Here is a 24,937-nt window from a genome sequence, read left to right on the forward strand (position 1 = left end):
GACTGCGGCTCTGGTGGTGCTGGCCCGAAAGCTCATGCGCGTGGCCTTCTCGCTGTTCAAGCAACACGCGATGTTCGATGCCCGCCTGGCGGCCACTGTCGCTTGACGAGAACCATAGAACCTCAGCGCGAACGGTCAGTGGAGGGGGCCGCGGAGGATCAGGCCAGCAGGTCGGCCAGCGTGCGCGCGATCACCTTGGTGGCGCGGCGCAGGTCTTCCAGCTCCAGGCGCTCGTCGGCGCGCTTGGCGTGCGACTCCAGCACCGTGCGCGGGCCGGCGCCGTAGATCACGCCGGGAATGCCCGCCTCGCCGTACAGACGCACGTCGGTGTAGAGCGGCGTGCCCATGGCCGGAATCGGCTGGCCGAAGAGCTGCTGGCCATGCTTCTGGATGGCCTCGACCAGCGGCTGGTTGCCCGCCAGCGGCTTCATCGAATTGGCCAGCAGCAGGCGCTTGACCTCGACCTCGATGCCGCCCGCCGGCGTCTTGAACTCGGCCGCGGCCTTGGCGATCACGTCGCGGATGGCGGCCTCGACCTCGGCCGGGTTCTCCTCCGGGATCATTCGGCGGTCGAGCTTGAACACCACCTTGCCGGGCACGACGTTGGTGTTGGTGCCGCCTTCGATGCGGCCCACGTTGAGGTACGGATGGCTGATGCCTTCCACCTTCGACGTGACCTGCTGGTAGAGGGTGTTCTGCGCATAGAGCGCGTTGAGGATGTGCACCGCGCCCTGCAGCGCATCCACGCCGGTGGTGGGAATGGCAGCGTGGGCCATCTTGCCGTGCACCGTCACTTCCATCTGCAGGCAGCCGTTGTGGGCCGTGACCACCTCGTAGCTGAAGCCGGCGGCGATCATCAGGTCGGGCTTCGTGAGGCCCTTCTTCAGCAACCAGCCGGGGCCCAGGATGCCGCCGAATTCCTCGTCGTAGGTGAAGTGCAGCTCGACGCCGCCCTTGGCCGGCTTCGCGACCGCCTCCAGCGCGCGCACGGCGAAGGTGAAGCTGGCGAAGTCGCTCTTGCTCACGGCCGCAGCGCGGGCGTAGAGCTTGCCATCCACGATCTCGCCACCGTAGGGGTCATGCGTCCAGCCTTCGCCGGGCGGCACCACATCGCCGTGCGCATTGAGCGCCACGGTGCGGCCGCCGTCGCCATAGCGGCGGCGCACGATCAGGTTGGTGATCGACTCCAGGCCGTAGTCCTTGACCTCCTGCGCGGGCACGGCGTGCTTCTCGGCGTCGAAGCCGAAGCCGGCGATCAACTCGGCGGTGCGCTCGGCATGCGGTGCGTTGTTGCCCGGCGGGGTGTCGGTGGGCACGCGCACCATTTCTTGAAGGAACTTGACCTCCTCGTCGAAATGGGCGTCGATCCAGGCGTCGAGCTGGGCGTAGTCGGTCATCGTTGTTCTTTCGCGAGGTTGTCCAGCAGCTTCTGCGTGGCGAGCACGGCCAGTTGCATGTCGTCGCTGGTGGTGGATTCGAGCGGGTTGTGGCTGATGCCGCCGTTGAGGCCCCGCACGAAAAGCATGGCCTGCGGCATGACCTCGTGCAGCTTCATGGCGTCATGGCCGGCGCCGCTGGGCATGCGGAACAGCGGCACGCCGAGCGATTCGACGGCGGTCTCCCAGCGGGCCTGCCAGTCCGGATGGCTGGGCGCGGCGGCGGCGCGCATGGCCTCTTCGAGCGTGTAGCGCAGGCCGCGGCGGGTGCAGATCTCCTCCAGCGCGGCCAGCACGTCGGCGATGACGGCATTGCGCTGGTCGTCGCGTGGCGCGCGGATGTCCAGGCTGAACTTGGCCAGGCCCGGCACCACGTTGATCGAGCCGCCAGGCACGTTCAGCATGCCCACGGTGGCGACCGAGTCGGCGTCCTGGCGGGCGCGCTTCTCGGCCGCGAGGATCAGCTCGGCCACGGCACAGGCCGCATCGCGGCGGCGGTCCATCGGCGTGGTGCCAGCATGGCTGGCCATGCCGTGGATCTCGCCCACGTAGCGCACGCCACCGTTGATGGAGGTGACGATGCCCAGCGGCAGGTTCAGCTCGTTGAGCACCGGGCCCTGCTCGATGTGCACCTCGATGAAGCCCAGGTACTTGGCCGGGTCGCGCTGGATCTTCGGGATGTCCTCGATCTTCAGGCCGGCCTGCTGCATGGCCTCGCGCATGGTGATGCCGTCGGCATCGGCCTGGTCCAGCCAGGCCGGGTTGAAGTGGCCGGTGAGCGCACCCGAGCCGATGAAGGTGGCCTTGTAGCGCTGGCCTTCCTCTTCGGCGAAGCCCACCACCTCGAAGGCGAAGGGCAGCCGGCGCCCCTGGCGGGCCAGTTCCTTGACGCAGGCCATGGGCACGAAGATGCCCAGCCGGCCGTCGTACTTGCCGCCGTTGCGCACCGTGTCGTAGTGCGAGCCGGTCAGCAGCGTGGGTGCGCCGGGCACCGGCCCGCCGCTGGTGACGAAGCCCTCGGCCTCGTAGCGGCCGACCACGTTGCCCACGGCATCGATCTCCACCGAGTCGAAGCCCACCTCGTGCATCCAGGTGCTGATCTGCAGCGCGCAGGCGCGGTGCGCCTGGGTGAGGTAGGTGACGGTGAGCTGGCCCTGCTCGGCAAAGCCCGGGTCGCTGTGCAGGGCGAGTTGCTCCTGCCAGTCCCACACCTGGTTGCCCAGTTCGGGCGAGACGCCGAACTTGTCGTTGAGCCGGATCTCGGCGATGCGGTGGATGTTGCGCAGCGCCTCGGCCCGCTCGTAGTCCGGATGGTTGTTCAGCCGCCGCGCGAAGGTGGCCAGGATCTCGGCCTTGGGCAGGCCGGTGCCGCGCGGGCCGCGCACGGCCAGGATGAAGGGGAAGCCGAACTTCTGGCCGTAGGCCGCATTGAGCTCGCGGATGCGCGCCAGCTCCTCGGGCGTGCAGGCCGTCAGGCCCGCCTTGCTCTGCTCGTTGGTCGATTCGGCGGTGAGGGCGTTGGTCTCCATCGCCTTGCCGGCCAGCTCCGGGTGCATGCGGATGAGGGCGAGCTGCTGCTCGGCCGGCGCGCGCGTCACGACCTGGGCCATGGCGGCCTTGAGGTGCTGCAGCGAGCGGAAGGGCCGCTCCCCCAGCGCGCCTTCGGCCACCCAGGGCGAATGCTCGTAGGTGCCCTCCAGCAGTGCGACGGCGTCGGCGGCGGAGGCGGCGTTGAGTTGTTCGATGGTCAGAGCCATGGTCGTGTCTCCTCAGGCCGCGTCGGTGAAGGGATGCGTCTGGCGCCAGTGGCGCGCGATGTCCACGCGCCGGCACACCCATACCTTGTCATGGCGGCCGATGTGGTCCAGAAAGCGCTGCAGCGCCGTGATGCGGCCCGGGCGGCCCAGCAGGCGGCAGTGCATGCCGATGCTCAGCATCTTGGGCCGGTCCAGCCCCGCCGGATCGCCCTCAGCATAGAGCGCGTCGAAGCTGTCCTTCATGTACTGGAAGAAGGGGTCGGCATGCGAATAGCCCTGGGGCAGGGCGAAGCGCATGTCGTTGCAGTCCAGCGTGTAGGGCACGATGAGTTGCGGCACCACGCTGCCGTCGGTCTTCTGCACCTTCATCCAGAAGGGCAGGTCGTCGCCGTAGTAGTCGCTGTCGTACTCGAAGCCGCCGTCGTCGGCCACCAGGCGGTGGGTGCGCGGGCTGTCGCGCCCGGTGTACCAGCCGACCGGGCGCTCGCCGGTGAGCTTCTCGATCGCTTCCAGCCCCAAGCGCATGTGCTCGCGCTCCAGCGACTCGTCGGCGCTCTGGTAGTGGATCCAGCGCCAGCCGTGGCAGGCGATCTCGTGGCCCAGCTCCTTGAAGGCGACGGCCAGCTCGGGGTAGCGCTGCAGTGCCATGCCCACACCGAAGACGGTGAGCGGCAGGCCGCGCTGCTCGAACTCGCGCAGGATGCGCCATACGCCGGCACGCGAGCCGTATTCGTAGATGCCGTCCATGCTCATGTGCCGGTCGGGATAGCTCGCCGGGTTGAACATCTCGGACAGGAACTGCTCCGAGCCCGGGTCGCCGTGCAGCACGTTGTTCTCGCCGCCCTCCTCGTAGTTGAGGACGAACTGCACCGCGATGCGGGCACCGCCCGGCCAGCGGGCATGCGGCACATCGCGGCCGTAGCCGACGAGGTCGCGCGGATAGGGAAGGGTGGCGTCGTAGACGGTGGGCATGGGGGTCTCAGGAAAGCGCCAGCGTGATGTCGCTGGTGGGAACCTTGCGGTCCAGGGTGAGGTTGTCCTCGACGTGCTGCAGGTGCTCGGTCATCAGCCGCGCAGCCTTGTCGCCATCGCGCGCCGCCAGGGCGCGGACGATGTCGGCATGCTCGTCGTTGGAATGCGCGGCCTCGGCGGCGCTCTGGTACATGAGCGTGATCAGGGCGCAGCGCGAGATCAGATCGCTCAGGATCTGCGCCAACACCTGATTGCCCATCAGCTCCGCCATGCGCACATGGAAGTCGCCGAGCAGCTCGGTTCGACCTTCCACGTCCTCCCCGGCCACGGCGGCCTTTTCTTGTGCAACGTGTTCCTTCAGGGCCTTGATCTGCGCCGTCGTGGCCTGGCGGGCGAACTCGCGCGCCATCTCGGCCTCCAGCATGCGGCGCACGCCGAACACCTGGCGGGCCTCGTCCGCCGAGGGCGCGGCCACGAAGGCACCGCGTGCCGGCTCCAGGCGGATCAGCCCGTTCTGCGAGAGCTGGAACAAAGCTTGCCTCACCAGCGTGCGCGAGACGCCGAAGTGGTCGGCCAGCTTCTGTTCGGCCAGCTTGCTGCCCGGCTGCAGCCGGTGTTCGACGATGGCCCGGGTCAGGGCATCGACGATCGCGCGTGTCGTGGTCGGCTCCATGATGGCGGGCATGATAGCTTCACGACACAAATGTGTATACACTTTTGTGGACGGATCGCCCGGTCCTGCCCCGGTCCCACCCCGGTGCGTTTTGCCGTCCATTTCAACGACTCGCAAGGAGATGCCCCATGGGCCTGAGCACCCACGTACTGGACACGATGCACGGCTGCCCCGCCGCCGGCATGGAGGTGGCGCTCTACACGACGGACGGTGAGGCGGCCACGCTGGTGCGGCGCTTCGCCCTCAACCACGACGGCCGCAGCGATGGGCCGCTGTATGACAACAGCAGCCTCAAGGCCGGCACCTATCGCCTGGTGTTCGATGTGGCGGGGTATTTCAAGGCGCGCGGTGTCGAGCTGCCGCAGCCCAACTTCCTCAACCGCGTGGCGCTGGATTTCGGCGTGGCCCACACCGACCAGCACTACCACGTGCCGCTGCTGGTGAGCCCGTGGAGCTACTCCACGTACCGGGGGTCCTGAATGCGTCGCCCGCCTCTGCATCGGTTCGGCAGCGGCGGGCCTGCCTTACTGCTGCAGTTGGCCTTCGCTCAGCGTGTCCAGCTGGAAGCGGCCGCTCCGGTCCCAGAGCCAGGTGTCGGTCCACACGACGGACCCGAGCCGCGTGGCGACCGGGTAGGGCGCCGCGGCCAGGACGGTGCGCTCGATGCCGGCGATGGCGTCGGGCGCGTGCTTCGGCGCCCGCAGCCAGTGCATGCCGGTCACCTGGCCGCGCGCGTCGAGCTTCACTTCCAGTACGCCGACGGCGTAGAGCATGGGCGGCAGCTTGCCGGCGTAGATGCGATCCGCGTTGCGCGCATAGACATGACGGGCGGCATCCTGCCGGTACTCGCGCGGTGTGCGGGCGCGGGAGCTGCCCGCGGGCTCGGCGGCGGCCACCGCTTCGCGCGGCGCCGTGGCGTCGGAGATCTGGCCCGGCACCGTGGAGCCGGTGCTGCCGCAGCCGGCCAGCCATGCAGCGGCCACGGTGCAGGCGGCCAGCAGGCCCAGGCGCGAGAAGGTGTTCTTGATCATGGCGCGGCTTTATACCTGCGCGGCGGCGCGGCCGTGTTTCCATTGATGACGGCGCCTGCGGGCCCCGCCCGGGGTGCTGCGCGGCACCGGTCCGCGCAGCTGCCTGGGGACGCGCGATGAGCACCGGCGCCCTCGACGACGGCCTTGCCCGTCTGGCCGCCGAAGACGGCGTGCTGGTGCGCGTCGAGGCCACCGAAGGCTCGGCCCCGCGCGAGGCCGGCACCTGGATGCTGGTCTGGGCGCAGGGCCTCACGGCGACCATCGGCGGCGGCCAGCTCGAATTCCAGGCCATCGACGAGGCCCACGTCCTGCTCCAGTCGCCGGCCGCCGGGCCGCTGCGCAAGCGCTACCCGCTCGGCCCCAGCCTGGGTCAGTGCTGCGGCGGCGTGGTGCATCTGTCGATGCGCCGCGTGGGGGCAGCCGATGCGGCCGAACTGCGCCGGCAGCTCACCGAGCACCTCGCGCCCGTCGCCATCTTCGGCGGCGGCCATGTAGGCCTGGCGCTGGCGCGGCTGCTGGCCACGCTGCCTTATTCGGTGCGCTGGATTGACAGCCGCGATGGCGTCTTCCCCGATGCATTGCCGGCTCAGGTGCACACCGAGCACAGCGAGCCGGTCCAGGACGCCGTGGCCACGCTGCCGCCGGGCACGCATGTGCTCATCATGAGCTTCAGCCATGCGGAAGACCTGGACATCGTCATTGCCTGCCTCAGGCGCCTGCGCGAGCGGGGCGACCTGCCCTACGTGGGCCTGATCGGCAGCAAGACCAAGTGGGCCACCTTCCGGCATCGGCTGGAAGCGCGCGGCTTCGGCGAGGCCGAGATGGCGCGCGTCACCTGCCCCATCGGCGTGCCGGGTGTGACGGGCAAGGAGCCCGAGGTGATCGCCGTCGCGGTGGCGGCGCAACTGCTGCAGCGGCGCGCGGCCGCGGGCTGAACGCCGCTGGCGTCGGGCGCTGGCCGCATGACCCAACGCCAACCAACGCCAAGGCTGGGAGCCCCCGCTCAGGCCGCGCGCTCGGCGCTTTCCCGCGCCACTGCATAGCGCTCCAGCGTCTGCTGCCGCGCCTCGCCATGGTCCACCACCGGCGCCGGATAGTCCTGCCCGATGCGCAGCCCGGCGGCTTCGAGTTCGACCGGCTTGGCGAGCCACGGCGCATGGATCATCTTGTTGGACAGCCTGGCGAGCTCGGGCACGTAGCGGCGGATGAACTTGCCCTCCGGGTCGAAGCGCTCGCTCTGCGTCACCGGGTTGAAGATGCGGAAGTAGGGCTGCGCATCGCAGCCGCTCGAACTGGCCCATTGCCAGCCGCCGTTGTTGGAGGCGAATTCGAAGTCGTTCAGGTGTTCGGCGAAAAAGGCCTCGCCGCGGCGCCAGTCCAACCCCAGGTCCTTGCACAGGAAGCTTGCGGTCACCATGCGCAGCCGGTTGTGCATGTAGCCCGACTGCACCAGCTGGCGCATGCCGGCGTCCACCAGCGGATAGCCGGTGCGGCCCTCGCACCAGGCGGCGAAGAGCTGGTCGGCATGCTTGCCGTGGTGCCAGCGGATGCGGTCGTACTCGGGCTTGTAGCTCTTGCCCTCGGCCAGGTCGGGCCGGTGCGCCATCACCTGGGCATAGAAGTCGCGCCAGATCAGCTCGCCCAGCCAGGTGGCGGCGCCGCGGCTGCCGTTGCCGGCCAGGGCATGGGCGGTGGCCGCCGCCTCGCGGATGGAGAGCGTGCCGAAGCGCAGGTGCACACCCAGGTAGCTGGGACCGCGCACGGCGGGAAAGTCGCGGGTGCTGTCGTAGCGGTCGATGCGTCCGACGAATTCGTCGAAGAGCTGCCGCGCGCCGGCCATGCCGCCGCCCAGGCCCAGCTCGTGCAGGTTGGTGGGCTCGAAGCCCAGGTCGGCCAAGGCCGGCACCTCGGTGCGGTGCTCGGCCGGCGTGGGGATGAGGGCGTCGGCATGGCGCTCCACCGGGTAGGGGCTCAGGTAGAAGGCGTCTTCCGCCTTGGCCATCCACGCGCGCTTGTAGGGCGTGAACACCGAATAGACGCCGCCGGCCTGGGTCAGCACCTCGTCCCGCTCGAAGACCACATGGTCCTTGAAGGTCTGGAAGCTCACGCCCGCATTGGCCAGGGCGCCGAGCACCTGGGCGTCGCGGTCCAGGGCGGCGGGCTCGTCGTCACGGTTGGCGAAGACGGCCTGTACCTCCAGCTGGCGGGCGAGGGGGGCGATCTCTTCCTCGGCCACGGCATGGCGCACCACCAGGTCACCGCCCATGCTGCGCAGGGCGGCCTGCAACTGCAGCACCGACTCCTGGATGAACTCGACCCGCCGGTCGCGCCGGGGCAGAGCGTCGAGGATGGCCCGGTCGAACACGAAGGCGCAGACCACCTCACGGCAGCTGCGCAGTGCGTGGTAGAGCGCCGCGTTGTCCTGCACCCGCAGGTCACGCCGGAACCACATGAGCCCCCGGGCGAAGGGCTTGTCGACGGCCACTAAAATTGGAGGCATATGTCCGTCGATTCTGCCCTGACCAATCTCACGCATCACTTCCTCATCGCGATGCCGGGCATGCAGGACCAGGCCTTCAGCCGCAGCGTCGTCTACCTGTGCGAGCACGGCGAACGCGGCGCGCTGGGGCTGATCATCAACAAGCCGAGCGACATCGACCTCAAGGGCCTGTTCCAGAAGATCGAGCTGCGCCTGGCCCGCCCCGACCTCGACGATGCCCCCGTCTTCCAGGGGGGACCGGTGCAGACCGAACGCGGCTTCGTGCTGCATGAGCCCGTCGTGGGCGAGGACACCACCGGCGCCCCGCCGGCCGACGACGGCAAGCCGCACTCGGTCTACGCCTCCACCATGACCATCCCGGGCGGCCTGGAGATGACCACCTCCAAGGACGTGCTGGAGGCCATGGCCACCGGCGCCGGCCCACGCAAGGTGCTGGTCACCCTGGGCTATTCGTCGTGGGAGCAGGGCCAGCTCGAATCCGAGATCGCCGAGAACGCCTGGCTCACCGTGGGCGCCGACCCGGCCGTCATCTTCGACACGCCGGTGGAGCAGCGCTATGACAAGGCGCTGTCGCTGCTCGGCCTGGCCGCCTGGACCCTGTCGCCGGAAGCCGGCCATGCCTGAGAACGCCGACGTCCCCGCGCACTTCCAGACCTTCCTCGCCTTCGATTTCGGCCTCAAGCGCACCGGCGTGGCCAGCGGCAACCGCCTGCTGCGCAACGCCACGCCGCAGGCCACGATCAAGGCCGAGGGCGACGCCCGCTTCGCCCAGATCCAGGCCCGCATCCGCGAATGGCAGCCCGACGCGCTGGTGGTGGGCGTGCCCTACCACCCCGACGGCGCCGCGCACGACAACACCCGCGCCGCCCAGCGCTTCGCCCGCCAACTGCATGGCCGCTTCGGCCTGACGGTCTACCAGGTGGACGAGCGCTACAGCACCACCGAGGCCATCGCCTCCGGCGCGCGCGACGCCGACGCCGCCAGCGCCTGCATCATCCTTGAACAATTCCTGAGGAACCTTCCGTGAACGCATTGCCCGATGCCGAGGGGCTCTACCAGACGCTGCTGGCCGGCGTGAAGCCGCTGATGCGCGACCACACCCGCCTGGTGGGCGTGACCTCCGGCGGCGCTTGGCTGGTCGAGCGGCTGCAGAAAGACCTGGGCCTGCCTGGCACGCCCGGCGTCATCTCCTCGGCCATGCACCGCGACGACTTCGCCCGCCGCGGCATGGCCGCCAGTGCGCAGACGCAGCTGCCCTTCGATGTCGATGGCAGCGACGTGCTGCTGCTGGACGACGTGCTCTACACCGGCCGCACCATCCGCGCGGTGCTCAACGAGCTGTTCGACTTCGGCCGTCCGGCCTGCGTGCGGCTCGCGGTGATGGTGGACCGGGGCGGGCGCGAGCTGCCGGTGGCGGCGGACTTCGCGGCGGCGCATCTGACGCTGCCCGATACGCAGCTTCTGGCGCTCGCACGCGGCGACGACGGCAGCCTCCGCTTTCATGTCGAGGAAGTGCGTTGAACCCCCACGCTCATCACTTCGTGTATTCGCTGCCCCCCGAGGGGGCGCAGGCCTCCCTTGGGGCGGCCCGGCGGGAGGCCTGATCGGATGCTCTACAAACGCAACCCCCAGCTCAACAAGAACGGCGAGCTCATCCACCTGCTGTCCATCGAGGGCCTGCCCAAGGCCATCGTCACGCAGATCCTGGACACCGCCGCCAACTTCGTCAGCGTGAGCGACCGCGAGGTCAAGAAGGTGCCGCTCTTGCGTGGCAAGAGCGTGTTCAACCTCTTCTTCGAGAACAGCACGCGCACCCGCACCACCTTCGAGATCGCGGCCAAGCGCCTGTCGGCCGACGTCATCAACCTCGACATCGCCCGCAGCTCCACGGCCAAGGGCGAGACGCTGCTCGACACCATCGCCAACCTGAGCGCAATGGCGGCCGACCTGTTCGTGGTGCGGCACAGCGAGTCGGGCGCGCCGTATCTGATCGCGCAGCATGTGGCACCGCATGTGCACGTCATCAATGCGGGCGACGGCCGGCATGCGCACCCCACGCAGGGGCTGCTCGACATGTACACCATCCGCCACTACAAGAAGGACTTCTCCAACCTCACGGTGGCCATCGTGGGCGACGTGCTGCATTCGCGCGTGGCCCGCTCCGACATCCACGCGCTGACCACGCTGGGCGCCGCCGAGGTGCGCGTGGTGGGCCCGCGCACCCTGGTGCCGGGCGACCTGGCGCCGATGGGCGTCAAGGTCTTCCACAAGCTCGAAGAGGGCATCAAGGACTGCGACGTGGTCATCATGCTGCGCCTGCAGAACGAGCGCATGAGCGGCGCGCTGCTGCCGTCGAGCCAGGAGTACTTCAAGACCTACGGTCTCACGCCCGAGAAGCTGCAGCTGGCCAAGCCCGACGCCATCGTGATGCATCCGGGGCCCATCAACCGCGGCGTGGAGATCGCCTCGGAAGTGGTGGACGGCAAGCAGAGCGTGATCCTGCCGCAGGTGACCTTCGGCATCGCGGTCCGCATGGCGGTCATGAGCATCGTGGCAGGTAACGAAGCATGAAATGGCGCCCGCTCGGCTACTGCGCGCGCCGATCTTGCGCCTGCGCTGCTCGCCGTACGTGAGTACGGCTGCGCTGCTCGGCACAACCTCGACGCGCTCGCTACGCCGCTCGGACGCCATTTGCTGATGGGAAGAATGATGAATACGTTGATCCAACACGGCCGGGTGATCGATCCGGCCTCGGGCCTTGATGGCGTGGCTGACGTGGCCATCGCCGATGGCCGCATCGCCGGCATCGGCGAGGTGCCTGCTGGCTTCAACGCCGAGCGCACCATCGATGCCAGCGGCTGCCTGGTGCTGCCCGGCCTGGTCGACCTGGCCGCGCGTCTGCGTGAGCCCGGCTACGAGCACGAAGGCATGCTCGAAAGCGAAATGGCCGCGGCCGTGGCCGGCGGCGTGACCAGCCTGGTCTGCCCGCCCGACACCGACCCGGTGCTCGACGAGCCCGGCCTGGTCGAGATGCTCAAGTTCCGCGCTGAGAAGCTGCAGAAGGCCCGCCTCTTTCCGCAAGGCGCTCTCACGCGCGGCCTGAAGAGCGAGGTGCTGACCGAGATGGCCGAGCTGACCGAGGCCGGCTGTATCGGCTTCGGCCAGGCCGAGGTGCCGCTGTCCGGCAACGTGGTGCTGCAGCGCTCGCTGCAGTACGCCAGCACCTTCGGCTACACCGTATGGCTGCGCCCGCAGGACCGCGACCTGGGCAAGGGCGTGGCCGCCAGCGGCGCGCTGGCCACGCGCATGGGCCTGTCGGGCGTGCCTGTGGCCGCCGAGACCATCGCCCTGTTCACCATCTTCGAGATGATGAAGACCACCGGCGCCCGCGTGCACCTGTGCCGACTGTCGAGCGCGGCCGGCGTGCAGCTGGTGCGCGAGGCCAAGGCGGCAGGCCTGCCGGTGAGCTGCGACGTCAGCATCAACTCGCTGCACCTGGCCGACACCGACATCGGCTTCTTCGACAGCCGTGCGCGCCTGACGCCGCCACTGCGCCAGCAGCGCGACCGCGATTCGCTCTCGGCCGCGCTGGCCGACGGCACCATCGACGCGCTGGTCTCCGACCACACGCCGGTCGAGGCCGACGCCAAGACCCTGCCCTTTGCCGAAAGCGAACCCGGCGCTACCGGCCTGGAGCTGCTGCTGCCGCTGGCGCTGCGGTGGGCCGAGCGCAGTGGCGCCGGACTTTCGCGCGCCGTGCAGGCCATCACCCAGGCGCCGGCGCGCCTGCTGGGCGAGACCGGCGCGCAACTCGGCCGCCTGGCCGTGGGCGGCCCTGCTGACGTGGTGGTGGCCGACCCGCGCCGCGAATGGCAGGTGCTGCCCGAGGCGCTGCGCAGCCAGGGCAAGCACACGCCCTTCGCCGGCCACGCGCTGCTGGGCGCAGTGCGCGCGACCTTCGTGGGCGGACAGCTGGTGCACGAGGCCGCCTGAGCGGCGCGCCGGCCTCCTTCGCGTTCGTCGACCGACACCCATGCCCCGATCCCTTGTCGCGCTTGGCCGCCTTGTGCGGCTGCTGGCCCATGCCCTGCGGGGCTGGTGGATCATCCGCCGCCGATTCGATGCGCTGGACGCGCCGGCGCGGGCCGATCATGTGGAGCGCTGGGCGCAGCGCGCGCTGCAATTGCTGGGCATCCGCCTGGTGGTGCGCGGGCCCGTGCCCCAGACGGGGCCGGTGCTCGTGGTGGCCAACCATGTCTCGTGGCTGGACATCATGACCTTGCATGCGGCCCGCCATGTGCGCTTCGTCTCCAAGTCGGCCGTGCGGCACTGGCCGCTGATCGGCACGCTGGCCACCGGCGCCGGCACGCTCTACATCGAGCGCGAAAAGCGCCGCGATGCGCTGCGCGTGGCACACCACATGGCCGAGGCGCTGCGCGCGGGCGACCGCATCGCCGTCTTCCCCGAAGGCACCACCAGCGACGGCCGCGGCCTGCTGCCCTTCCATGCCAACCTGCTGCAGTCGGCCATCTCGGCCGATGCGCCGGTGCAGCCGGTGGCGCTTCGCTTCCTGGATGCCGCCACTGGCGACGTGAGCTTCGCGCCGATCTACATCGACGACGACACCCTGATCAGCTCGCTGTGGCGCACCCTGCGCGCGCCACCGCTGGTGGCCGTCGTGCAGTTCGGTGAACCCCAACCGGCCGAGGGCCACGACCGCCGCGGCTGGGCACAGAGCCTGCATGCCGACGTGCTGGCCCTGCGCGGCGAGGCCGGCCGCTTGGGTTAAAGTCGCGGGCCTGCCGCCGGCCTCCCACGGCGCGCGGCCAGTGCCCCGGTCCCTATAGTTCAATGGATAGAACGGCCCCCTCCTAAGGGGCAGATGCAGGTTCGATTCCTGCTGGGGGCACCACCTTCAAGCCCGCACATGCCAACGCCTGTGCGGGCTTTCTCTTTGGGGGGCATTGCGCGATGCACCTTGTAAAGCCGTTGACATACACCCCCCAGCCGCGTTCCTAGACTGGCTGCGCCGCCCCCGGGCGTCTACAGCTTCGGCGCCAGTCGCCGCAACCCCTGCATGTCGCGGATCACGCAATGGGACTTCGCCATCTCGATCAGCCCCTGGCCTTGCAGCTGGCTCATCACGTTCGAGGTCATCACGCGGCTCAGGCCGGTGATGTTGGCCATCTCCTGGTGCGTGAAGGAGACGCCGATCGCCACGCCCGCGGTCTGCGTCTCGCCATAGGTGTCGGCCAGCTGCAGCAGGTGGTGCACGACACGCTCGGCCGCGCTGGTCTGGCTCAACAGCAGGTTCTGCTGCGCCAGTACGCGCAGCTTGGTGCCCATGAGCCACAGCACCTGCCGCAGACAGGTGGCGTCGGCCTGCATGCAGCGCAGCAGATGGGTGCGCTCGATCTGGCGCGCCATCCCGTCGCACGAGGCCACGGCCGTCATCGACTGCCGGCCATCCAGAAAGGCGCTGCACTCGCCCACCAGGCCATGGCGGCCGACGATGGCCAGGTGCTTCTCGTGACCGGATTCGGACCACAGCATCAGCCGGACCCGCCCCTGTTCGATGAGCTGCACATGCGTTGCGGCATCCCCCTGCGAGAACAGCGTCTGGCCCTTGTGGAAAGCCACCGCAGGCAGGACGCCGGCCGCCGCCAGTGCCTGCCAGTCGAACTGCGGCACCTCGATCCAGGCCGAAGGCGAAGCCGCCGCGCCGGCGTGCGGATTCATCGCTTCAAGCATCCCAAGGCCTCCACAACAACAGCGTCATGACTCATCCATTTTCTTCATACCGAAAGCTTTTCCCCATCCTGGAGAACACCGTCCAGTTGTCGAGCTGCTCGCAGAGCGCGATGAGCCTGCCGGTCAAGCAGGCCATCGACGACTACCTGGCGGTGTGGACCACGCGTGGTGCCGACTGGGGCTACTGGATGGAACAGGTGGCGCTGGCGCGTGCCGAGTTCGCTCGCATGATCCATGCCGATGCCGACGATGTGGCGGTGCTCGGCAGCGTGTCCGATGCCGCGTCCAGCATCGCCTCGGCACTGCGCTTCGAGGACGGGCGCGACGGCATCGTCACCGGCAGCCTGGACTTTCCTTCGGTCTGCCACGTGTGGCTGGCGCAGCAGTCGCGGCGCGGCGCCCGGGTGCATTTCGTGCAGGCCCGACCCGGCGCGAGCGACACCACGGCCCGGCTCGTGCAGGCCATCGACGCGTCCACCGCGCTGGTCTCCGTGTCGCAGGCCTGCTTCTATGACGGGCAGCTCGTGGACATCGCCGCCACGGGTGCCGCCGCGCGCGCGCAGGGCGCGCTGCAGTTCGTCGATGCCTACCAGTCGGCCGGTTCGCTGGCCATCGACGTGCGCGCCCAGGGCGTCGACATGCTCGCCGCCGGCGCCCAGAAGTACCTGCTGGGCATTCCGGGCATCGCCTTCCTCTACGTGCGACCCGAGCTGGCTCGCCAGCTGGAGCCGGCCGTCACCGGCTGGTTCGGCCGGGTCAATCCCTTCGCCTTCGATCCTGCCCGGCTGGACTTTGCCGCGAGTGCGCAACGCTTCAACACGGGCACGCCCCCCATGATGTGCGCGAGCGTGGCGCGCGCCAGCATCGGCCTGCTCAACGAGGTCGGCGTGCCGGCCATCGAGGAGTGGCTGGGCCTGCTCTCGGCCGTGGCGCTGGAAGAGGCGCCACGTCTCGGACTCGAGGTGGTGAGCCCGACGGCCCCCGGCGCCAAGGGGGCCAACACCGCGATCCGCGTGCGCAACGCCGCCGACGTGGAGGCGCGGATGCTGGCTGCCGGCTTCGTGGTGTCGGCCCGCAACGACGTGATCCGCATCGCGCCGCACTTCTACAACACGGCGGAAGACGTGGTCGGCGCGCTGCGTGAGCTGGCGCGACTGACGCGCTGAACGGCACCGTCATGGATGCCATTCCCGCTTCCATCCATTGCGCGTCGGTGCTGTGCGCCGTGCCCGCCGACCGGGCGTTGGCCTTCCTGGTCGACGGCCTGGAACTCGGCCGCTGGGCGCTGGGCTGCTGGCAGACCCGTGACGTGGGTGATGGCGTGGTGCAGGGCCATTCGCTGTTCGACGGCTCCGAGGGCTTTGTGCGGCCGGTGCTCGATGCGGCGCGCGGCAGGGTCACCTATCACGTCGGCGGCGCGCCCGATGCGCTGGCGCCCCGCATCCACGCCACGGTCGAGGCCGCGTCCCTGCCCGGTGCAGCGACGCCCGGCTGCCGCATCAGCCTCCATGCCGCGCGCAAGCCCGACATGGACGACGCACGCTGGCTGCGCCTGGTGCGCTGCCACGAGGTGGAAGTGCTGCTGATCCAGTCGCTGCTCGCCCGATGAGCTTTCTTTTCCACGACGCCATGAACCGAGGACCCCTGCCATGAACCGACGCCAGTTCAGCCGCCTCTTTCCCGCCGCCTGCGCGCTGCCCGCGCTTTCGTCGCTGCCGCTTGCCGCGGGCGCCAAGCCCTACAGCGGCCCGGTGCGCGTGCTGGTGGGCTTTCCGCCAGGAGGCGCCACCGACGTGGTGGCCCGCGCCATCGTCGACCGCCTGGGCAAGGCCATGAACGGCCAGGTCTTCGTCATCGACAACAAGCCCGGCGCCGGTGGCCAGATCGCGGCGCAGGCGCTGAAGGCCGCCGCGCCCGACGGCTCGACCATCATGCTGTCCATCGATCACACGCAGGTCATCGTGCCGCTCACGATCGCGGCGGCAGGCTATGACGCGGTGCGCGACTTCACGCCGCTGGCCGGCGTGGCCAGCTACTACAACGTGCTGGCGGTGAGCGCGGCCACGGGGGTCACCTCGATGGCCGAACTCGGCAGTTGGGTCAAGGCCCGGCCCACCGAGGCCAACTACGGCATCCCGGCCGCAGGCAGCGTGCCGCAGTTCATCGGTCATGTGATCGGCCAGTCCTTCGGCGTGCCGCTGAACTCCGTGCCCTACAAGGGCGGCGCGCCGATGGTGCAGGACCTGCTCGCCGGCCAGATCCCGATCGGCATCGCCTCGATGACCGAGTTGATCGAGCACCACCGGGTCGGCAAGGTGCGCATCCTCGCCAGCTCGGGCGAGACGCGCAGCCGCACCGCGCCGGACATTCCCACCTTCCGCGAGCTGGGCTTTGCGGGCATCGACAAGAACCCCTGGCTCGCCTTCTTCGGCCCCAAGGGCGTGCCGCCCGAGGTGGTCGAGCCCTTCGAGCGTGCCGTGCGCACCGTGCTGGCGCAACCGGACCTGCAGGAGCGGCTGGCCAAGATGGGCAACGAGGTCACGCCCGCGTCCTCCGCCGAGGTGGGGCGCTGGGTGGTCGACGCCAACGCCACCTGGGGCAAGGTGATCCGCGATTCCGGCTTCAAGGCGACATGAACGGCCGCCGCTTCATCCTGAGCGGCTCGCGCTGGGAAGAGCTGGCCGGCTACGCACGGGCGGTGGTCGATGGCCGCTGGGTCTTCGTCTCCGGCACCGTGGGACAGGACTTCCGCACTGGCCGCCTTCCCGAGGGCGCCGCAGCCCAGGCCGAACTGGCGCTCGACACCATCGGCGATGCGCTCGCCGAGGCGGGCGCCGGCTTCGACGACGTGGTGCGCGTGCGCGTCTACGTGCCCGACCGCGGCGATGTGGTGGCCGTCAGCCATGCGTTGCGACGGCGACTGGGCGACAACCGCCCGGCCAACACCACCGTGTGCAGCCCGCTCGCCGTGGAGGGCGCACGGGTCGAGATCGAAGTGACCGCCCGGCGCAACGCCTGACCTTCTCCCTCCCAACCAGGACCACCGATGACCCTACTGACCCAGCTTGCCGCGGCGATGCGCGCGCAGACCATCCGCACCATCGACCTCACCCACACGCTGAGCGAAGACTTTCCGCCGCTGCAGCTGCCGCCCCAGTTCGGCCAGGTGGCGGCCTTCAAGAAGGAACGCATCTCGCGCTACGACGAAGCCGGCCCGGGCTGGTACTGGAACAACTTCTCCTGCGGCGAACACACGGGCACGCATTTCGACGCGCCCGCCCACTGGGTGAGCGGCCGCGACCATGCAGGCAACACCGTCGACACCATCGCACCCGAGCAGTTCATCGCGCCGGCCGTGGTGGTCGATGCCAGTGCGCAGGTGGCCGCGAACGACGACTGGCTGCTGACGGTGGAGTTCCTGCAGGCATGGGAGTCGGCGCACGGCCGCATCCCGAAAGGTGCCTGGGTGCTGCTGCGCACCGACTGGTCGAAGCGCCTGGCGGACCCGGCCGCCTTCGTCAACATGCGTGAGGATGGCGCGCACACCCCCGGCCCCACGCAGGCGGCGGTCGAATGGCTGATCCGCGAGCGCGAGGTGCATGGCTTCGGCGTGGAGACCATCAACACCGATGCCGGCCAGTCCTACGCCTGGCCGCTGGCCTACCCGTGCCACACGCTGATGCACGGTGCCAACCGCTACGGCCTGCAGTGCCTGCGCAACCTCGATCAGCTGCCGCCCACCGGCGCGCTGATCATCTCGGCACCACTCAAGATCGAGGAAGGCTCGGGCAGTCCGCTGCGGGTGCTGGCGCTGGTCGAGGCGCCCGCAGCAGCGGCTGCGTAGCGCCACCCAGCGCCCGCGCGCGCAGCTGGCCACAGCCGCCATCCACATCCTGCCCCGCGGAATGCCGCAGCTTGGTCAGGATGCCGCGCGCGTGCAGCGTGCGCGCCATGCGCTCGCAATGGTCGAGCGTGGGCCGGGCGAAGCCGCTGCCTTCCACGCTGTTGAAGGGGATCAGGTTGAGCACGCCCCAGCGGCCGCGCAGCAGGCGCACCAGGCCCTCGATGTCCTCGGGCCGGTCGTTGATGCCTTCCAGCAGCGTCCACTGGTACTGCACCGGGTAGCTGCTGGCGCGGGCGTACGCATCGGCCGCCTCCACCAGTTGCTCGGGCGTGAGGTCGGGCGCGCGCGGCAGCAGGCGGCGACGCAGCGCGGCGTCGGTGGTGTGCAGCGACAGGGCCAGCGCGGGCCGCACCGTCTGCCGGTGCAGCCGCTCGAAGGCACGCGGGTCGCCCACGGTCGAGAAGACCAGGTTCTTGTGGCCGACGTTGCCCACGGTGCCCAGGAAGTCGATGGCCTCCAGCACGCCGTCGAGGTTGTGCGAGGGCTCGCCCATGCCCATGAACACCACGCGGCTCACCGGTCGCCGGGCCCGTGCCAGGGCCACCTGGGCCACGATCTCGGCGCTGCGCACCTGGCGCAGCAGGCCGGCCTGGCCCGTCATGCAGAACTGGCAGCCCACCGCGCAGCCGACCTGCGACGAGACGCACACGCCGCCGCGCGGCAGCAGCACGCTTTCCACCGTCTGGCCATCGGCCAGGCCCACCAGCAGGCGCTCGGCGCCGTCCTCACCGGGGTGCACCGCCTGCACGCGCGCCAGCGCCGCCAGCTCGGCATCGATGGCGGGCAGTTCGGCCAGCAGGCCGGCGGGAAAGTAGTTGGCGGTCGGTCGCTTGCCGCCATCGCGCGGCAGCGCCTGCGACCAAGTGCGCAGGATGCGGTGCTCGTGGCTGGGGCCCGCGCCAGCGGCGCGCAGGCGAAGGCGCAGGTCGTGGAGATGCATGGGGGCGAGGAGTAAGGCGGCGATGCTAGCGCGCCCGTCTTCGACCCTGCCCCACGCGGCCTATCCGCCGGTCACCGACATGTGCCGCACCAGCCGCACGGGCTGTTCGCGCCCGGTGATGCGGAAGTCGTGGCCCTGCGGCTTGCGGGCGATGGCGCCGTCGATGGCGGCATGCAGCGCATCGTCATTGGCCGAGGCGCGCAGCGCGCGTCGCAGGTCGGTGCCGTCCTCGTGGCCCAGGCAGGTGTGGAGCATGCCCATGGCCGTGACGCGCACACGGTTGCAGTCGCCGCAGAAATGCTGCGTGAGCGGCGTGATGAAGCCGAGCAGGCCGCCGGTCTGCGCCACGCGCGCATAGCGGGCCGGACCGCCGCTGCCTTCGGCCACATCGGCAAGCGTCCAGCGCTGCGCGATCTGCCGGCGCAGCGCTGCCAGGCTCAGGAAGCCGTCTGCCCGGTCCATGCCGGTGTCGCCGAGCGGCATGGTCTCGATCAGCGTCAACGCCATGCCGCGGCCATGCGCGAAAGCGATCAGGTCGTGGATCTCGTGCTCGGTGCTGCCGCGCAGCGCGACGGCGTTGAGCTTGACGGCCAGGCCCGCGTCCAGCGCGGCGTCGATGCCGTCCAGCACCGCCTGCAGCGAGCCGCCGCGCGTGAGCTGCGCAAAGCGATCGGCGTCGAGCGTGTCGAGCGAGATGTTGATGCGCCGCACGCCGGCCGCGGCCAGCCCTTCGGCCAGCTGCGGCAGGCGGGTGCCGTTGGTGGTGAGCGTCAGCTCGTCCAGCGAGCCGTCCCGCAGGCCATCGGACAGGCCCTCGAACAGCGAGAGGATGCCGCGGCGCACCAGCGGCTCGCCGCCGGTGATGCGCAGCTTGCGCACGCCCTGACGCATGAAGGCACGCGCCACGCGCTCCAGCTCCTCCAGCGACAGCAGCTCCGGGCTGGGCGCGAAGCGCATGTCCTGCGGCATGCAGTAGGCGCAGCGCAGGTTGCAGCGGTCGGTGACCGACAGGCGCAGGTAGCGCACCGCGCGGCCGAAGGGGTCGACCAGCGGGGGAAGTGCGCCCCGGCTGCGGGTGTCCATCAGCATGCGGTGGCCTCCAGGCGGGCAGCGGCCCGCATCGCGTCCACGTCGACGAATTTCTCGCGCGGCTTGCCCAGGGCGGTGCCGCGGGCGAGTTCGGCGCGGTCGATGCGCTGCCAGGCGCTATGGTCCACGGCGCGTTCGCAGGCGGCCTGCATGGCGAGGGTCGGCGACACGTGCCGCTCGCGCAGCAAGGGCAGGTCGGCCAGCACGGCTTCGGCCGTCTGCACGCCGCAGGCGCGGTTGCTGCCGATGGTGCCTTGCGGCCCGCGCTTGGCCCAGCCGCAGACATACAGCCCGGCCACGGGCCGGCCGGCTTCGGTGATGCGCCCGTGCGCGTTGGCATGCACGCCTCGCCCGGCGTCGTAGGGCACGCCGGGCAGCGGCAGCGCGCGACGGCCCACGCTGGCGAAGACCAGGCCGCAGTCCAGCGTCAGCTCGCCGCCGGCCGGGGCCTCCGGCGGGCGGACGAAGTGCATGGCCTGCACCCGCCCGTGGCCGCTGATGGCGGCCGGCGCCAGGTGGAAGCGAAACACGCAGCGCCGCGGCTGCGCGGGCGCATGCGTCGAGAAGCCTCGCAGCAGTTGGATCGCCGCGCGGGCTTCGGCGTCCGCCTCGGGCAGTGGCTCGAAGCTGCGCGCCGTCCAGTCGCTGCCGTCCAGCAGCGCATCGCAGCCGGCCAGGGTGCCGAACTCGTGCAGCTCCTTGGGCGAGAAGTGCGTCTGCGCCGGCCCGCGGCGGCCCACCACGACCACCTCGCGCACGCGGCTGTCGGCCAGAGCGTCGAGCGCATGGGCGGCGATGTCGGTGCGGCGCAGTTCGTCCACCGGCCGCGTCAGGATGCGCGCGACGTCCAGCGCCACGTTGCCGTGGCCCACCACCACGGCCCGTTCGGCCGAGAGGTCGAAGTGGCAGTCGCGCTGGTCGGGGTGGCCGTTGTACCAGCCGACGAAGTCGCCGGCCGCATGGCAGCCGGGCAGGTTCTCGCCGGGTATGCCGAGGCGCCGGCTCTGCGCGGCGCCGGTGGCCAGCACCACCGCGTGGTAGCTGCGGCGCAGATCGTCCAGCGTCACGTCCTGGCCCAGCGCCACGCCGCCCACGAAGCGCATGCCCGGCATGGCGGCAATGCGCTCGAACACGGCGCTCACCTGCTTGAGCTTGGGATGGTCCGGCGCCACGCCGTAGCGCACCAGGCCATGCGGCACCGGCAGGCGCTCGATCAGGTCCACCTGCAGGCCGGGAATGCCGGCGCGCAGCAGCGCCTCGGCGGTGTAGAAGCCGCTGGGGCCGGCGCCGACGACGGCGATGCGGGGGCCGACGGGTGGGGCACTCATGCGCCTGCGCCCTGCGGCAGCGCCGGCGCGCCCGGCAGCGGCGGCAGGCGCTGCGTGAGCACCGGCGTCAGCGCGGCGCGCTCGCGGTTGATGCCGATCCATTCCTTCTTGTCCGCCGCCAGCAGGAAGTCCGCCTGGATGGCGCCGACCGGGCAGATGGGCGCGCAGCCGCCGCAGTCGATGCAGTTGTCGGGGTCGATGTAGGTCATGCGTTCGTCGACGTGGAAGCACTCCACGGGACAGACGGTGACGCATTCGGTGTAGCGGCAGCCGCTGCACAGGTCGGTGACGACGTAGGCCATGGGGTGTCCGTCTTCCGCTCAGAGGGCTGCGACCTGCACCAGCGTGTCCGAGAAGGTCGGCGCGCGCCCCAGGTCCGCGAACACGGTCGGCGTGATCGCATGCACGTTGCCGGTGCCACGGCTGCTGCGGTGCCAGTAGCCCGAGGGCGCCACCACCAGGCCGGGCATCACGTCGGCCGACAGCGTGGCCTTGGCCTCGAAGGCACCGCGGTCGTTGAACACGCGGATGGGCGTGCCGGCCTCGATGCCGCGTCGGCCGGCGTCTTCCGGATGCAGCAGCACCAGCTGTTCCTCGCCGGCCTGCATCTGCTGCGCCGGCAGGTTGCCGAAGTTGGAGTTGAGGAAGGCATGGCTCTTGGGCGAGATCAGGCTCAGCGGGTAGCGCTCGGCCAGCACTGGCGCGGTGGCCGGGGTTTCGTTGGGACGGATGTAGTGCGGCAGCGGGTCCACCGGCTCGCCCGACTGGTCGGCACCGTAGCCCTGGCGGAACAGCGGCGCGACGAAGTTGCCCCCATCGGCCAATGAGGACTTGAACTCGCACTTGCCCGAGGGCGTCGGAAAGTTGCCCTCGCGGTGCGGCGCCCAGTCGGCCGCCGCGGGCATGGCCAGGCGCATGTAGCCGCGCGCCTTGAGTTCGTCCAGCGTGATGCCCTGCATCACGGGGCTGCTCCAGTCCATCGACTCCGCGATCATCTGCGCGTCGCTGCGCTGGAAGAAGGGGTCGTCGATGCCCAGCGCCTTCGCCAGGCGGCGGAACAGCTCGGTGTTGGGGATGGCCTCGCCCAACGGCGCGATGGCCTGGTTGTTGTAGCTGAGGTAGAGGTGCCCCCAGGAGAACATGATGTCCTCCTGCTCCAGCTGCGTCGTGGCAGGCAGCACGATGTCGGCATAGCGCGCCGTGTCGGTCATGAAGTGCTCGCTGACCACGGTGAACAGGTCCTCGCGCGCCAGGCCCTGGGCGATCCTGTCCTGCTCGCACACCATGGCCATGGGGTTGGCGTTGTAGACGAAGAGGGCGCGGATGGGCGGCCCCGAAGGCAGCTCGCCATTGAGCGCCGGGCCCAGTCGCCAGCTGTTGATCACGCGCATCGAGGCAGGCTGCAGGTCCGGACGCATCAGGCCGGGCCAGTTGACCGGGAAGGCCCAGATGGGCAACTGCAGCAGGCCGCCGCCCACATGCTTCCAGGCGCCGATCAGCGCCGGCAGGCAGGAGATGGCGCGCACCGTTTGCCCGCCGCCCGCATGGCGCTCCACCGCCACGCCGATGCGGATCACGGCCGGCGGCGTGCTGGCGTACTCACGCGTGAGCTTGAGGATGTCCTCGACCGGAATGCCCGTCTCCCCGGCCGCGAACTCGGGCGTGTACTGCGCCACGCGCTCGGCCAGCTCGTCGAAGCCGACGGTGTGCTGCGCGATGTAGTCGCGGTCCAGCTGGCCTTCCTTGATCAGGATGTGCGCCATGGCCAGCGCCAGTGCGCCGTCGGTGCCGGGGCGGATGGGGATGTGCCAGTCGGCCAGCCGCGCGGTGCGCGTGCGCACCGGGTCGATCACCACCAGCTTGGCGCCGTTCTTCTTGGCCTGTTCGATGAAGGGCCAGTGGTGCGAGTTGGTGCTGAGCGTGTTGCAGGCCCACAGGATGATGTAGCGCGCATGCACGAAGCTCTCGGGGTCCACGCCCGGCGTGTGGCCGATGGTCATCATGTAGGCGGTGCACGAGCCCGAGTCGCAGAAGGTGCGTTCGCACACGGTGGCGCCCAGCTTGTTGAACAGTGGATCGCCCACGTTCAGCCCGTTGAGGATGCCCTGCGTGCCCAGGTAGCTGTAGGGCAGGATGGCCTGCGGCCCGTCCTGCGCGATCACGTCCTTGAAGCGCGCGGCGATCTCGGCAATGGCCTCGTCCCAGCCGATGCGCTCGAACTGGCCGCTGCCCTTGGGGCCGGTACGCCGCATGGGATAGAGCAGGCGCTGGTCGCTGTAGACGCGGTCCTGGTAGTTGTTGACCTTCACGCACAGCCGGCCGCGGGTGAAGGGATGGTCGGGATTGCCGCGCACGGCGATGGCCTTGCCATCTTCGACCGTGGTGATGAGGGAGCAGGTGTCGGGGCAGTCATGCGGGCAGGCGCCCATCACGGTGGTGCGGGTCATGGCGTTCTTTCCTTTCGCTCGTCGGCGCATCGGTGGGATGCATCGAGTCTGGCGAGGCAAGGCCCCGAAGCCCTTGTCCGGGTTTGCTCTGTTTTTGTCCCGCTCGGCCATGTCGACCATTGGCACGGAAACTGCGTGCAGCGCCCCACACCCACCGCCGCGGCGCATCGACAACCCCGCCAGCACCATGTTGGGACATTCGGTCGACAAGTACGTCAACAGCACGATGCACCAGACCTCCAATGCGCAGGGCTGGCGTCATGTCCTGGCCGAGCGCTGGAGCCATGCGGCGGGCGAGCTGCCGCGGCTGGTGCCGCGCGACACCGAGGTCGCCATCCAGCTCGGCGGCCACACCCGCGTGGACCGCCGGGGCGGCGGCCGGCGCGAGAACACCGTGGGGCGGCCGGGCACCATCTGGCTGTGCCCCGCCGGCATCGAAGAGGAATACATCAACGTCGTCCAGCCCATGGCCGACTGCCTGCACCTGTTCCTGCCGGCCCGGCCGTTTGCCGACACGGTGCAGCGCGAGTTCGACATCGATCCTGCGCGCGCCGTGCTGCGCTACCAGACCATCGAGCACGATCCCTTCGTGGCGGCCGTCGCACAGCAGATCGTGGCCGAGCTGAACCAGGAGTCGGGCGCCGGCCGGCTGCTGGTGGAAAGCCTGTCGGTGGCGCTCAGCGCCCACCTGCTGCGTCACTATGCCGAAGAAGGGCCCGCACGGCCGCTGGTCGAGAAGGCGGCGCGCCCCATGGACAGCCGACGTCTGGCCCGGGTGCTCGACGCCATCGATGCCAGGCTGGACCTGGAGCTGAGCGTGGCCGAACTGGCCGAGGTCGCCTGCATGAGCGTGGGCCACTTCACCCGCAGCTTCCGCGCTGCGACCGGCCAGCCGCCGCATGCCTTCGTCGCCGAGCGGCGCATCGCGCGGGCCAAGGCCTGGCTGCGCGAACGTGAATGCCCCATCGAGGAGATCGCCTATGCAGCGGGCTTCTCCACGGCCGCGAGCTTCTCCAAGGCCTTCCGCCGCGCCACGGGCTGCACGCCGCGGGAGTACCGGCTGCTCGGCCGGCGCTGAGCCTCGCCGGTCTTCCGGACCGCCCTGCTGC

Annotated in this window: 26 protein-coding genes and 1 tRNA gene; 15 read left to right on the plus strand and 12 right to left on the minus strand. The window is 70.1% G+C overall.

Going from position 1 to position 24,937, the window contains the following annotated elements:
• Positions 1-158 precede the first annotated feature (158 nt).
• From KBC94_RS26995 to KBC94_RS27010, 4 genes are read right to left on the minus strand one after another with little or no spacing between them, the layout of a single operon-like run.
• Complete coding sequence (locus KBC94_RS26995; RefSeq protein WP_294378008.1) at positions 159-1,397, minus strand: M20/M25/M40 family metallo-hydrolase; 1,239 nt, start codon at positions 1,395-1,397, stop codon at positions 159-161.
• A complete protein-coding gene (uraD, locus tag KBC94_RS27000; protein ID WP_294378010.1) occupies positions 1,394-3,193 on the minus strand; it encodes a 2-oxo-4-hydroxy-4-carboxy-5-ureidoimidazoline decarboxylase in 1,800 nt (599 codons plus the stop codon). Before uraD ends, KBC94_RS26995 begins: the two co-directional genes overlap by 4 nt.
• Before the next feature lie 12 nt (positions 3,194-3,205).
• Entirely contained in the window at positions 3,206-4,165 is a 960-nt protein-coding gene (gene puuE, locus KBC94_RS27005) for an allantoinase PuuE (RefSeq protein WP_294378012.1), read from the minus strand.
• A gap of 7 nt (positions 4,166-4,172) precedes the next feature.
• Positions 4,173-4,838, minus strand: a complete 666-nt coding sequence (locus KBC94_RS27010) for a GntR family transcriptional regulator (protein ID WP_234196637.1) — start codon at positions 4,836-4,838, stop codon at positions 4,173-4,175.
• A gap of 128 nt (positions 4,839-4,966) precedes the next feature.
• Between KBC94_RS27010 and uraH the strand changes: the two genes are divergently transcribed.
• A complete protein-coding gene (gene uraH, locus KBC94_RS27015) occupies positions 4,967-5,317 on the plus strand; it encodes a hydroxyisourate hydrolase (RefSeq protein WP_294378014.1) in 351 nt (116 codons plus the stop codon).
• 45 nt (positions 5,318-5,362) lie between these two features.
• Here uraH and KBC94_RS27020 read toward each other — a convergent pair whose 3' ends face one another.
• The gene (locus KBC94_RS27020) at positions 5,363-5,869 is read right to left on the minus strand and encodes a hypothetical protein (RefSeq protein ID WP_294378016.1); all 507 of its coding nucleotides are present in this window, start codon (positions 5,867-5,869) and stop codon (positions 5,363-5,365) included.
• Between the two features lie 116 nt (positions 5,870-5,985).
• Between KBC94_RS27020 and xdhC the strand changes: the two genes are divergently transcribed.
• Positions 5,986-6,804 carry a xanthine dehydrogenase accessory protein XdhC gene (gene xdhC, locus KBC94_RS27025; RefSeq protein WP_294378019.1) on the plus strand — a complete coding sequence of 273 codons (819 nt, stop codon included), beginning with the start codon at positions 5,986-5,988 and terminating at the stop codon, positions 6,802-6,804.
• Positions 6,805-6,872: 68 nt separating this feature from the next.
• Here the strand turns inward: xdhC and KBC94_RS27030 are convergent, their stop codons facing one another.
• Positions 6,873-8,369: a deoxyribodipyrimidine photo-lyase gene (locus KBC94_RS27030; protein ID WP_294378023.1), complete on the minus strand. Its 1,497-nt coding sequence runs from the start codon at positions 8,367-8,369 to the stop codon at positions 6,873-6,875.
• Here KBC94_RS27030 and KBC94_RS27035 point away from each other — a divergent pair, their 5' ends adjacent.
• From KBC94_RS27035 to KBC94_RS27065, 7 genes are all read left to right on the plus strand, one after another.
• Positions 8,370-8,993: a YqgE/AlgH family protein gene (locus tag KBC94_RS27035; RefSeq protein WP_017757870.1), complete on the plus strand. Its 624-nt coding sequence runs from the start codon at positions 8,370-8,372 to the stop codon at positions 8,991-8,993.
• On the plus strand, positions 8,986-9,396 hold the full coding sequence (gene ruvX, locus KBC94_RS27040; RefSeq protein WP_294378029.1) for a Holliday junction resolvase RuvX: 411 nt from the start codon (positions 8,986-8,988) through the stop codon (positions 9,394-9,396). Before KBC94_RS27035 ends, ruvX begins: the two co-directional genes overlap by 8 nt.
• Complete coding sequence (pyrR, locus tag KBC94_RS27045; RefSeq protein ID WP_294378031.1) at positions 9,393-9,890, plus strand: bifunctional pyr operon transcriptional regulator/uracil phosphoribosyltransferase PyrR; 498 nt, start codon at positions 9,393-9,395, stop codon at positions 9,888-9,890. The genes ruvX and pyrR overlap by 4 nt, the downstream gene beginning before the upstream one ends.
• A gap of 87 nt (positions 9,891-9,977) precedes the next feature.
• Positions 9,978-10,940, plus strand: coding sequence for an aspartate carbamoyltransferase catalytic subunit (locus KBC94_RS27050; protein WP_294378034.1), 963 nt, complete (start codon positions 9,978-9,980; stop codon positions 10,938-10,940).
• Between the two features lie 138 nt (positions 10,941-11,078).
• Positions 11,079-12,362, plus strand: a complete 1,284-nt coding sequence (locus KBC94_RS27055; protein ID WP_294378037.1) for a dihydroorotase — start codon at positions 11,079-11,081, stop codon at positions 12,360-12,362.
• Positions 12,363-12,402: 40 nt separating this feature from the next.
• Positions 12,403-13,158, plus strand: a complete 756-nt coding sequence (locus tag KBC94_RS27060) for a 1-acyl-sn-glycerol-3-phosphate acyltransferase (RefSeq protein WP_294378040.1) — start codon at positions 12,403-12,405, stop codon at positions 13,156-13,158.
• 48 nt (positions 13,159-13,206) lie between these two features.
• A tRNA-Arg gene (locus KBC94_RS27065) sits at positions 13,207-13,281 on the plus strand.
• A 131-nt stretch (positions 13,282-13,412) separates the two neighbouring features.
• On the opposite strand, the gene KBC94_RS27070 is transcribed toward KBC94_RS27065, so the two are convergent.
• On the minus strand, positions 13,413-14,108 hold the full coding sequence (locus KBC94_RS27070; protein ID WP_294378043.1) for a Crp/Fnr family transcriptional regulator: 696 nt from the start codon (positions 14,106-14,108) through the stop codon (positions 13,413-13,415).
• 38 nt (positions 14,109-14,146) lie between these two features.
• On the opposite strand from KBC94_RS27070, the gene KBC94_RS27075 reads away from it, so the two are divergent.
• Genes KBC94_RS27075 through KBC94_RS27095 form a run of 5 tightly spaced genes read left to right on the plus strand, consistent with a single transcriptional unit; the run spans position 14,147 to position 17,964 of the window.
• Entirely contained in the window at positions 14,147-15,286 is a 1,140-nt protein-coding gene (locus tag KBC94_RS27075) for an aminotransferase class V-fold PLP-dependent enzyme (RefSeq protein ID WP_294378046.1), read from the plus strand.
• 11 nt (positions 15,287-15,297) lie between these two features.
• Positions 15,298-15,729: a hypothetical protein gene (locus tag KBC94_RS27080; RefSeq protein ID WP_294378048.1), complete on the plus strand. Its 432-nt coding sequence runs from the start codon at positions 15,298-15,300 to the stop codon at positions 15,727-15,729.
• A gap of 40 nt (positions 15,730-15,769) precedes the next feature.
• Positions 15,770-16,756, plus strand: coding sequence for a Bug family tripartite tricarboxylate transporter substrate binding protein (locus tag KBC94_RS27085; protein ID WP_294378050.1), 987 nt, complete (start codon positions 15,770-15,772; stop codon positions 16,754-16,756).
• Positions 16,753-17,139, plus strand: coding sequence for a Rid family hydrolase (locus KBC94_RS27090; RefSeq protein WP_294378053.1), 387 nt, complete (start codon positions 16,753-16,755; stop codon positions 17,137-17,139). Before KBC94_RS27085 ends, KBC94_RS27090 begins: the two co-directional genes overlap by 4 nt.
• A 27-nt stretch (positions 17,140-17,166) precedes the next feature.
• The gene (locus KBC94_RS27095) at positions 17,167-17,964 is read left to right on the plus strand and encodes a cyclase family protein (RefSeq protein ID WP_294378056.1); all 798 of its coding nucleotides are present in this window, start codon (positions 17,167-17,169) and stop codon (positions 17,962-17,964) included.
• Here the strand turns inward: KBC94_RS27095 and KBC94_RS27100 are convergent.
• Genes KBC94_RS27100 through KBC94_RS27120 form a run of 5 tightly spaced genes read right to left on the minus strand, consistent with a single transcriptional unit; the run spans position 17,888 to position 23,828 of the window.
• Complete coding sequence (locus KBC94_RS27100) at positions 17,888-18,964, minus strand: RNA methyltransferase (RefSeq protein ID WP_294378059.1); 1,077 nt, start codon at positions 18,962-18,964, stop codon at positions 17,888-17,890. The genes KBC94_RS27095 and KBC94_RS27100 overlap by 77 nt on opposite strands.
• 60 nt (positions 18,965-19,024) lie before the next feature.
• Positions 19,025-20,053 carry a GTP 3',8-cyclase MoaA gene (moaA, locus tag KBC94_RS27105; protein WP_294378063.1) on the minus strand — a complete coding sequence of 343 codons (1,029 nt, stop codon included), beginning with the start codon at positions 20,051-20,053 and terminating at the stop codon, positions 19,025-19,027.
• A complete protein-coding gene (locus tag KBC94_RS27110) occupies positions 20,047-21,381 on the minus strand; it encodes an FAD-dependent oxidoreductase (protein WP_294378065.1) in 1,335 nt (444 codons plus the stop codon). Before KBC94_RS27110 ends, moaA begins: the two co-directional genes overlap by 7 nt.
• Positions 21,378-21,683 carry a ferredoxin family protein gene (locus KBC94_RS27115; protein WP_066118326.1) on the minus strand — a complete coding sequence of 102 codons (306 nt, stop codon included), beginning with the start codon at positions 21,681-21,683 and terminating at the stop codon, positions 21,378-21,380. The genes KBC94_RS27110 and KBC94_RS27115 overlap by 4 nt, the downstream gene beginning before the upstream one ends.
• An 18-nt stretch (positions 21,684-21,701) precedes the next feature.
• On the minus strand, positions 21,702-23,828 hold the full coding sequence (locus tag KBC94_RS27120; RefSeq protein ID WP_294378075.1) for a molybdopterin oxidoreductase family protein: 2,127 nt from the start codon (positions 23,826-23,828) through the stop codon (positions 21,702-21,704).
• Positions 23,829-24,015: 187 nt separating this feature from the next.
• Here KBC94_RS27120 and KBC94_RS27125 point away from each other — a divergent pair, with 187 nt between their 5' ends.
• On the plus strand, positions 24,016-24,906 hold the full coding sequence (locus tag KBC94_RS27125) for an AraC family transcriptional regulator (protein ID WP_294378078.1): 891 nt from the start codon (positions 24,016-24,018) through the stop codon (positions 24,904-24,906).
• Positions 24,907-24,937 lie beyond the last annotated feature (31 nt).

Source organism: Pseudacidovorax sp., from assembly GCF_017991995.1.
In the GTDB taxonomy this organism is placed as follows: Bacteria; Pseudomonadota; Gammaproteobacteria; order Burkholderiales; family Burkholderiaceae_C; genus Xenophilus.

Coding starts and splice junctions, on each gene's coding strand:
- KBC94_RS26995 (WP_294378008.1), bottom strand. CDS start 1,397: ATGACCGACTACGCCCAGCTCGACGCCTGGATCGACGCCCATTTCGAC.
- uraD (WP_294378010.1), bottom strand. CDS start 3,193: ATGGCTCTGACCATCGAACAACTCAACGCCGCCTCCGCCGCCGACGCC.
- puuE (WP_294378012.1), bottom strand. CDS start 4,165: ATGCCCACCGTCTACGACGCCACCCTTCCCTATCCGCGCGACCTCGTC.
- KBC94_RS27010 (WP_234196637.1), bottom strand. CDS start 4,838: ATGGAGCCGACCACGACACGCGCGATCGTCGATGCCCTGACCCGGGCC.
- uraH (WP_294378014.1), top strand. CDS start 4,967: ATGGGCCTGAGCACCCACGTACTGGACACGATGCACGGCTGCCCCGCC.
- KBC94_RS27020 (WP_294378016.1), bottom strand. CDS start 5,869: ATGATCAAGAACACCTTCTCGCGCCTGGGCCTGCTGGCCGCCTGCACC.
- xdhC (WP_294378019.1), top strand. CDS start 5,986: ATGAGCACCGGCGCCCTCGACGACGGCCTTGCCCGTCTGGCCGCCGAA.
- KBC94_RS27030 (WP_294378023.1), bottom strand. CDS start 8,369: ATGCCTCCAATTTTAGTGGCCGTCGACAAGCCCTTCGCCCGGGGGCTC.
- KBC94_RS27035 (WP_017757870.1), top strand. CDS start 8,370: ATGTCCGTCGATTCTGCCCTGACCAATCTCACGCATCACTTCCTCATC.
- ruvX (WP_294378029.1), top strand. CDS start 8,986: ATGCCTGAGAACGCCGACGTCCCCGCGCACTTCCAGACCTTCCTCGCC.
- KBC94_RS27050 (WP_294378034.1), top strand. CDS start 9,978: ATGCTCTACAAACGCAACCCCCAGCTCAACAAGAACGGCGAGCTCATC.
- KBC94_RS27055 (WP_294378037.1), top strand. CDS start 11,079: ATGAATACGTTGATCCAACACGGCCGGGTGATCGATCCGGCCTCGGGC.
- KBC94_RS27060 (WP_294378040.1), top strand. CDS start 12,403: ATGCCCCGATCCCTTGTCGCGCTTGGCCGCCTTGTGCGGCTGCTGGCC.
- KBC94_RS27070 (WP_294378043.1), bottom strand. CDS start 14,108: ATGAATCCGCACGCCGGCGCGGCGGCTTCGCCTTCGGCCTGGATCGAG.
- KBC94_RS27075 (WP_294378046.1), top strand. CDS start 14,147: ATGACTCATCCATTTTCTTCATACCGAAAGCTTTTCCCCATCCTGGAG.
- KBC94_RS27080 (WP_294378048.1), top strand. CDS start 15,298: ATGGATGCCATTCCCGCTTCCATCCATTGCGCGTCGGTGCTGTGCGCC.
- KBC94_RS27085 (WP_294378050.1), top strand. CDS start 15,770: ATGAACCGACGCCAGTTCAGCCGCCTCTTTCCCGCCGCCTGCGCGCTG.
- KBC94_RS27090 (WP_294378053.1), top strand. CDS start 16,753: ATGAACGGCCGCCGCTTCATCCTGAGCGGCTCGCGCTGGGAAGAGCTG.
- KBC94_RS27095 (WP_294378056.1), top strand. CDS start 17,167: ATGACCCTACTGACCCAGCTTGCCGCGGCGATGCGCGCGCAGACCATC.
- KBC94_RS27100 (WP_294378059.1), bottom strand. CDS start 18,964: ATGCATCTCCACGACCTGCGCCTTCGCCTGCGCGCCGCTGGCGCGGGC.
- moaA (WP_294378063.1), bottom strand. CDS start 20,053: ATGCTGATGGACACCCGCAGCCGGGGCGCACTTCCCCCGCTGGTCGAC.
- KBC94_RS27110 (WP_294378065.1), bottom strand. CDS start 21,381: ATGAGTGCCCCACCCGTCGGCCCCCGCATCGCCGTCGTCGGCGCCGGC.
- KBC94_RS27115 (WP_066118326.1), bottom strand. CDS start 21,683: ATGGCCTACGTCGTCACCGACCTGTGCAGCGGCTGCCGCTACACCGAA.
- KBC94_RS27120 (WP_294378075.1), bottom strand. CDS start 23,828: ATGACCCGCACCACCGTGATGGGCGCCTGCCCGCATGACTGCCCCGAC.
- KBC94_RS27125 (WP_294378078.1), top strand. CDS start 24,016: ATGTTGGGACATTCGGTCGACAAGTACGTCAACAGCACGATGCACCAG.